Raw genomic sequence first — 9412 nt, forward strand, 5'->3', positions numbered from 1 at the left:
AAAGAGCTCACCACTCGGTTGACTGATAACTTCCAGATTTTAAAACCCGCCTCTTCAAGTTAATTGCGTATATATAATACATACTGAATATTTATATAAATCAGGTGATCATTTATTTTTGTCAAAATGACAGCTAGTAAGATATGCTCTCAGAAAACTTCATATCAAAAATAAAAGTAGTGAAAAAAATAATAACAATCAAGTTGGAGATATAACATAATTTGGTTGAAGTGAATATTTTCACAAAAAAAATTAACAAGTTTAATTAAATTATTTAAAAATTAGGTCATGTATTGAATGGTTAGTTGTTGTGATATTTTTCAGTTTTTCCTTGTTCATTTCGTCCAACGCCGCTTTATTGGCACCGCTTTTATCAAGAGTTACCCCGTCAGGTTGTCCATGTTGACGCATCGCCTTTTTGAAGAAACGCAATGCCGCTTTTTTATCCCGATGAGCTGTCAGCAAAAATTCAACCGTATTACCGTCTGAGTCTATAGCACGGTAGAGGTAACGCCATTGTCCTTTGATTTTGATATAAGTTTCATCCATTCGCCACCGACGTTCAACTTCGGGCCTGCCCCGCCGATAACGTTTAACGATCAACGGAACCCAGCGATGAACCCAACGAGAAAGCGTGGAATGATCAACCGCAATCCCGCGCTCAGCCATCATTTCTTCCAAGTTACGCAGACTTAGCGCGTAGGTCAGATACCCGCGAACGCACTGAGCGATGATATCAACAGGATAATGCAGGCGTTTGAACACATTTCGGATCAGGGACATCGTTCTGGATTCGCTAAAAAATAGGGAGCTTACCTGATGTTCCGTTAATGCGACAGAACCTCTGGAAGTGTTTTTTTTCATAAGAAATAAAACGATCAGTTTTGTATCAATCCTTCTCTTTCTTTTCTGTCATAACTTATCTACTTTTGCACACGAGTCAAAAAACCTTATTCAGAATGTAATATAAACTCATTTGCCTGTCAGGGTTATCAGTATCCATAGCCTAATGGTTTCCTTAACCGAATACCATTGTCCAGCGTACAACCCCAACATAATGATTTATAATTAAATGGCTATTTAAAATGACTGCTTAACGGCGTTTACTGTTCCGTTGTTCCTAAAACCCCAAAAACCAATTTGTGCAACTGGCCAACTAGATCGACCAGTTGCTTATTAACACTGCGCCCTAGAGCCTTTTTCACCAACTCCAGTTCTATCGCAACTGCGGTAGAGCGCTACATCCGGGGTATAAGTACTGAATGCGCCGGAATAGATGAAAACGACTCTAACTTCTCTGTACGCTCAACTGGTTTTATCCTGAATTCACCTTCCTCTGATACCAGCTCGAAACAGCTGACATCGGGGTTTAATACCGTCAGTTTGTCCATTTTTCTCAGTAAGTGAATTATCTTCATCTTCTTCAGCGCCGGAGTTCCTGTACTTTCAAGCCTCATATAGCGCTGCGCCGCCTGTTCAATACTGACAATGCATATACTGGTGTCTTCTGATGCCTGATGAAGCAGCACTAGATTTTGGCCACTGCGCCAGAGTGACAGGTTGGCTATGCAGGTATCAGAAAACCGGATGGCTGAACCCTGACCCCGATCATCTATCGTGATATGCCGGTAGTGAGTCAGCGCCTCAGGGGAGGAAAGCCAGTAATACAATTCTTTTGAACGTCCGGTGATGGCCAGCCGATCAGTGCCCGCCAGTTGCGGCAGACGGATTTTTTCCCCCAAAGGAACCTGACCCACCTGCAACACCAGACTCTCCGGTGTTCGGTTAACAAAACAGTAATTCCCCTCTAGGGTGGATTTTTCTTCGCTGACTTGCCACAATTCTCCGGTAGTCTGGTCATGGACATAACTGGCCTCCTGCCCGGCGACCTGACCCAAGTAATGCAGAACATGATTCGAGTCAACTATGCTGGAACGAAGCGTTTTCCCTTCCTCCGGCAGGTACCAAGCAGGATAACCACGCTCAGAAAACAGTCTAACGGCTTGCGGTAATTCAGCCTCATTCCTGAGCGCCACAATGGCTGAGGCAATTTGACTGTCCGGGCGACCCTGCACATGCCAGGCAATCAGCACCGGGCGGTCTGTCATCTTGGCATCAGCTGACAGCAGTAAGACCGCGCCGTCCGGGGTTTCCAGCCGGAGTGTATTGCCCTGACGAACCGCACTGCGGTATTGATGGCTGGCCCGGAGCCAAGGTTCCGCTGCGGCAGGTTCCTCAGAGAGCACCCGCTTTTCACTCAACTTAAGGTCAGGCTCCGCAGACAGGGGCTGACGATATAACTGATGGTTATCGGTGTCAAAAATCCATGCCTGACTGCCATCCTCCGCTAAACCAAGATAGGTCAGAGTGTGTTCTGTAATGAGACCAACTCCGCTCTGCACCACCCGACCTGCCGTACTGTCATACCAGGCACTGATTGGTTTTCCGTTGCTATCCTGTAACCCCAGCAGCAGCAGGGTGCTGAACCGATCTGGATTATCCCGCGCCAGCTGACTCAATGCGGCTGTCAGACCATTCTGGTGAGGTTGCTGCAGCCAGTCTGCCGTCACCCCGATCAGACGGATACTGCCCTGATCATCCGCCAGCCACAGCATCCCCCTACTGGAAAGTGCAACCAACTGCTTGTTCGCTATGGATACGGATCTGATATCATCAACAGCCACTTTGCTGGCCGGAGTGCCGGACAGGCCATTATCCTGCTGAAAATAAAGACTATGTCGCTGATGGCTGTAAAAATAATAACCCGGTTTATCACCGGTCGTGGTGAAAACGCGGGTAAAATCAGCCGTCAGGGCCAGCAGATCCGAATTTTTCTTTTTCAGCTCAGCCAGGATGCTGGCATCCTCTTGATCCGGATTTATCCGGTTCATTCTGACCACATTCCGCAGCTGTTTTCCATCAGTCTGTAACCAGTAATGTCTATCCACACCAGCTACTCGCCCAGAAAGGCTGATCACCTCCGCCGGGCTGCCTTTAACCTGACGTTCCGGCGCACAGAGATCGCCGGTGAACCACTGATTCGCCGCCAGTGGTGCCAGAAGGCCATTAAACTCACCGTCACTGGAATCAAGGGGGACAGGCAGCGCGACAAAGTTTTTTTCACTGATTTTATCCAGGCCCGCCAACATGACCGTATTCCCGTCAACTGCCACCAGTTTCAGTGCTTCCTCTGCCACCTGATAAGTATACGAGATATAGCCCTCATCCAGCTGCCGTTCCACCACAAACCAGAGCTGGTCATTGCTCTGCATCACATGGCTGCTGATTTTCTCCTGATCACTCCCCGGAAATTTTATCGGCAGATATTGCCGCAGAACTTCGCCACTGACAATATCCACTTGCCAGAGCGTAGTATCCCGATAAAACCACGCCTTATTACCTTCAACTTTCGCCAGCTCTGCATAGCTGAGAAAATCTGCTGCGTCAGGGACGTTGGTGTAAATCATACGATCACGACCGGTCTCATAGAATGCACGGCCGACAGGACGGCTTTGCGGTGAGTGCTGGTAGTATTCCACTACTAAATATGGCCTGTTGTGATGTTCAGAATTGCTTAACTGCCTGAGATGATCATGCAACGCCTGCAGGCTGTTAAACTGCATAGCATTCGTTACGCTCTCTGTTATCTGCCACTGATTCTCTTTGTTCTGCTTGACAGAAAATATCCCTGCATTATTTATCAGAGAAATATTATCCGACTTTTCAGGCAGGGTTATCTTTATACTGCCGATATGCAGTAGTTGTCTGTTATCTTTTTTGCTGAAACTGGTGTTAACATTAGAGCCGATATGACGGGCATCCAGTATCCAGTGGGTACCGGTGTTTCCCTGTAAGGACAGAGAAACCCCCTCCTGCAAGCTGATACGGTATTTGCCCTTCCCGCCGGTCAATTGATAGGACAGGATCCCGTAGTCCTTCTCCGGCAACTGCTGAATGACAATATCCCGGTCTTCATCGTCCAGAATGATGTCAATCGGCGTCGCAACAAATTCCGGCTTTATACGGCGTACCACGCGCTCTCCGGGAAAAGCATAAAAATCAAAGTCGAATCGTCCGTCTTCTTCCAGTCGGCGCAGAACGTCAAATCCCCGGTCGTTGCGGGCAGTGACGAAGGGCAGGATCATATATTCGTAATTAATGTAGGACTTCATGGTAACTGGCAGGATCAGTATGTCGCTGCTTCTAGGACGGAAATGGAAGTTGCTCTGTGCCTGTTTGTGACCGATACCTTCGCGGATATTAATTGCATGCTTTTTATCAGTATCAGCCGCCCTGCCGGGCCACCAGAAAAAGTAATTACTCCTACCCGAGCCCCATGAGTAAGTCGGGTCATTGCGATAGAGATACTGGCTGTCAAAAGTCAGGTGACCATGGCGCAAATCGAGCTGGCGGATCACTGCGCCGGGGATCGGTTCCATCACCGTATAACGGCTGCCATCTGCTGCCACTTTTTCCGTCTGCCGATATCCACCCTGCTGATAAGCTGCTTCCAGATCGGCAAAATAATTGCCTACCGCCTGTGCATCACTGGCTACCCTGCCGAACGCCTCGGCCAGAGCCGTAAAACCAATACCCAAACCAGCCAGTGGTACCGCCAGCGAGGAGGCAAAACCAGCAACAATGGGGGCACCGAGGATACCGGCACCAATACCCACGCCAGTTGTAACCAGGCCAGCACTGTCAAACGCCAGTTGGGTACCATAAACAGCCTTCTGGGATTCATTCTGCGCATGCGCCAGTTCTATGCCATCCAGTGCCACACTGAGGATATTTAACCCCGCCCCGACACCAGTGCTGACATGGGACAGTGATGAAAACAGGCTGCTGGTCACTCCCCGGCCTTCACTGGCCACCGCCCTGTACAAACTGGCGAGTTTAGCACCGTCCTCCAGCGTACCATGAGCCATCTGCGCCAGGTTAACATAAGTGTGCACCCGCAGTGCGGTCTCTAACGTATTGGGCACCTTATCACTGGCTACGGTGGTGCGGTTTCTATCGGCAAACCAAGGGATCAGAGTCTTAACTATAAAGGCGGTATTCAGTCCGTGAACAGCATCTGCTTCGGGGATACCTGTACGCAGGGTTAGTTTCCCTTTGGAATACGCGTGAGTTTTGCTGACAGTTTCGAGATCTTTATCATAAGAATGAATGAAATCAATAATACGTCGGTCATCCGTCGTGAATGTCTGGGGAGGAAGCTCAGACCGTGCCGTATTAATAAACTGTAAAGAATAACTTCCGGGCCGGGACTCCCCCTCCCTGAGGCTGCCCAGTACTGGCAGCCATTCTTCTGCGGACAGTGCGTTTTTACTGTACAGCTGCTCCGTGGCCTGCTGAAAATCCTCTGCACGGTTAAGCATTTCCAGCAGCCGGATGTCAATCTGCACATTGTCTGGAACCGGAGCCGTTTTGTTTCCCAGTGGCGGGTTAACCATACCCCCTGCAGGGACTGATTTACCTGGCGTTACGGTTATCTCCCATACACTATTCTCCGGATTAAAAACAAGCGCGGCTTTATTACCGTTTTCTATGAGTTGTTTCCGGCCTTCAGGGCTGACAGTAATTTGAGTGGTATAAGCCTTAACAGAAAGTGGACGAATACGCTGGTCAAGCGACTGAGCAAACTTTAGCGCATAGCTTTCCTGTTGGTCTTCACCAGCCAGTGAACAGCTTACCATACTGATATGTTCAGGGGACGCTTTAACGCCGGAGTCTGTATAGAACTGGCTGAGTTGTGACGCCAGAGCTTCCGGAGTACGTTTGGCTAGCGTCTGGTGATTAAGTTTATCCCCACCATCGCGGCTATGACCAACCAGTTGCCAGCGGATTTTTTCTTTATCCTTCAGGATAGTCAGGTCACCATGAACCACCTGGTATTGACTCTGGGCATCCAGCTGCACCAGCACCGAATCTGTGTGTTTTCCCGCTAATTTTGCTGCCGCTTCCCTGACTACAGGATCGTTTTCAAGCTGAATAATCAGCTGACCATCAAAGCGGGACATTCCACCCTCATGGTGAGCCTCAACTACAGGCTTTTCCCAGTTACTGACAGGTTTTTCATCGAACGGAGCAATGCCCTCTGGTTCATGACGGTAGCGACCTTCCTCCTGATCCAGCAGTGTCGGCATAAAACGCGGTGAATGAAACTTCTTAGCCTCTGGCAAGCCCTGATTGATGATCGGCAAGACGCGTGCCATCACTCCGTCATACAGTTCACCCTGCAACGCCTTCTCTCTGCCTTCAGCGCGGTACTCGTCAAACATCTGTAACATGCCCTTGCCGATACTGTCTGCACTCTTCGGTTCGTAACGCGCAGCGACATAGAAGGTTTCAAAGAACGAGTGATAGCCGTTACGGATCATGAAGGCCGCATTGGCCATCTGGAAGTTCCAGTACTCCTTGACGCTCAACGTGTCACCGAACAATTCCGGTAAGACATTGCTGACCGTCTGGGTGGTCCCTGAAATTCCGCCTACGAACGGGGTATCCAGATCATTCATGTAGAGTGTAGCCTTATTCTCGGGATCCGGACGGAATTGGTTGTAGCTGCGGTACTTATCGTCCTTGATCAGGTTCGAACCATCGTGATATACCTGCTCCTCAGGGCTGGTATTGAGGATCAGAAACGGGTCTGGCTGATTCAGCCGGTTATTGATTATGACCTTGTTGTCACCTCTTTCCGACATCAGCTCAGCATGGGGATTTACCGGGACTGCAAGCTTGGAAAAGCTATCGGCTACCGGGCGCAAGACATGGAACAAGACCTGTTTGCGCAGGCTCCTGCCCTCATTGCTCAACAGAGCTGCCTTAACGGCCGGATACAATTGCTCATCGGTTCTCTCAAAGTTCTCGGGGCCGACCAACAACAAGGCGAGTAGCTTTCTGTCCAGCGAGCGCTCAACCTCGGTCTGATTGAAGACCTGTATTTTCGGGTTGTTTGGATGCTGTTCTGCATTAGCGCGGTTGATCCGCTGGGTTTCTTCTTCGGTGGCCCGAATGCGCCATTGTTCGTACTGCAGTGCCAGCAATCCCTTAACTTGGGCGATGTCACTTTGCACATAGCTATTTTTTAAGACCTTGTCCACGGTTGTGGAGGAGAATACTAGACTATTCAGTTTATTCGCCAGTTTAGACAGTAGCGGGTCATTATCGATGTTTTCCCAGACCGAAGTGGCAAACGCCTGTTCCCACAACACCTTGTTCAGGTTATTGCCCTTGATATCGCGCATTCTGTTATCGGTGTACTCCGACTCCAACACCCCTGCGGGGGTGATGTGGTTGCGTTCGAGCAAACGCACCAGTTGCTGCTCGAACACTTTGCGTTCGCTACTGCCTTCAAACAAACGACTGGCCTTCGCACCATCGTCTCGCAATCGATCCAGCGTCTCGAAAAATGCGGCGTTGTATTGATACAATTCGGCGGTCTGTGCCTTACTCAAGTGACCACTGCTGACTTTGTCGCCGTCAACGCTCATCACCCCAAAGGGCGTTGCGGACAGGTAGGTTTTGCTCGGGATTTTGCCCTGTGGCATTTCCAGCAAGTACTGGCGATTGCCAAAACCGACCGAGCGTTCCAGCTCATGGATATTGATGAAAAGCCCATCACGATCCGGGTCATAACTGTTCTGGCGAAAATCCTCCAAGCCGATAGTCTGGAAGCTGGTGATATCAGCATTCTGGTTGATCAGGTCACTCAAGGTGCCGGCCAATGGAACCTCATGGGTGTGGCCGGACACCTTAATCCCAATTTGGTTCGGTACCTTGCGGTCAACGCTGATCAACAGTATCTTGCGATCGTTATCCAGAAAATGCTCCTTGAAGCCTTCGCGCTCGGTGCTTTCCGAAACCAGGTAGTTAGCGAAATACTTCTCGACGAATTCGATTTTGACCAGTACCGAGCGAATTGGTGCATAGGTCGGAGAGCGAAAGGATGGCGGCTCACTCTTAAGCCGGTATTGTTGTTGCCAGGCCAGGGAGCGGGCTGGAGTACCAAAGGAAAAGTTGAATACCCCGTCCTTAGGCACGACCAGCCTGCCGTCCTTCAGGAAGAAGTCCTTGAAGCGGCCATCGGGGCTGGCATTAACCAGAGCGACGTTCATGCGGATGTAGCCAGGACGTTCCTCCATCATTAACAGTGAAACATTTACCGGCAAATCATCAGAGGCCAGAGGCACTTCGATCAGCTTGCTGAAAGCCTTAGCTTCTTTTGTCTCTTCCTTAGAGGATGTCTCGAGCAAGGCAATGTAGCGGGCTTTGACATCCTTGTAGGCCTGCAGCTTGGAAAACAGCCTCACGTATTTTGGGCTGAACGTGGAGTCAGTCACCTGTATAGTCAGTTGCTGTTCCAGATTCTTGATCTCGGTATCCAGCTTAGCCTGCTTGACCGCCGCATCCTCCCTCAGAGTCATCGCATTCAAGGTCTTGGAACCGCTGGGACTGAGCATATCCAAGGCCTTTTTCCTAGAACTGTTAAAGTGCGTTATGGCCGCCTGCTGGCGGCTGTATAACCGGATGTCGCGATCCAGTTGCTGCTTGTAGGCCTTAATCGCCGGCGTGTCAGATTTACCGTCCATCTGCTGCCGTCTTTGCTGTAGCGTCTGCAACTGGTCGCCGACAGAAACAGGGTTGTCCTGCATCTGAAAATGCTGAGCAGCCAGCACACTCAGGGTACTCTGCTGCATTTCTTGCAGTCGTTCGTTTACCTGCCTGATATAGTCGGCACGCGCGTTGGCATTCATGTTGAACCACTCGGTCTGACGACCAGCCACCTCGATCTGTCGATCGATCAGAGTATTGAGCAATTTTTTGAAGTCTTTCGACATATAAACCATTACAGTAATCCTTTGTCTGTTTTTGAGCGAAGCTCTTTGCGTCGCGAAAATTAGTCAGAATATCTAAAGATATGTAACTATATTGATAATTATCATCAAAATGATAACCAACATCAATTGCGATTTAAGCAATAATTACAGATATAAATCAAGTGGTTGATTTATAGCAATGATGTTTTTATCTATTTGTTTTCGTTTATTTTATTATCTGGATATGACGTCAAAGGCTTTATAACGACCTTTGCCAATTCCGATATGACGGTATGCTATTTGGAACATTTGATATCTTCGTCATTTTCGGATAGCGGAACCGGGCATGAAAAAAACAGATGTAGCGCTATTATGAAATCTTATTTAATTACTTTGGTTTTGTTAGCGTTAATTTATTTTTGCAGTTTAGACATAATCTATCTCCTTTAATTTATTGATATTTAACATAAAAAATCAGATTTTTGCAGGCAATAAAATATATATCATATTTTTCAAATAAAAAATAAATATTACATAAACAACCTATATTTATATAAATATAAATATAAATATAAATATAAATATAAATA

At 48.3% G+C, this 9412-nt stretch carries 1 protein-coding gene and 1 pseudogene; both read right to left on the reverse strand.

The features are described 5' to 3' along the window. Positions 1 to 279 precede the first annotated feature (279 nt). A pseudogene (locus NXS07_RS17460) lies at positions 280 to 783 on the reverse strand (IS6 family transposase); the annotation flags it as partial. Positions 784 to 1238: 455 nt separating this feature from the next. Beyond that, on the reverse strand, positions 1239 to 8852 hold the full coding sequence (locus NXS07_RS17465; protein WP_258087263.1) for a TcdA/TcdB pore-forming domain-containing protein: 7614 nt from the start codon (positions 8850 to 8852) through the stop codon (positions 1239 to 1241). Between the last annotated feature and the right edge of the window lie 560 nt (positions 8853 to 9412).

The sequence above is a fragment of the Xenorhabdus bovienii genome, from assembly GCF_024721015.1.
GTDB lineage: Bacteria > Pseudomonadota > Gammaproteobacteria > Enterobacterales > Enterobacteriaceae > Xenorhabdus > Xenorhabdus bovienii.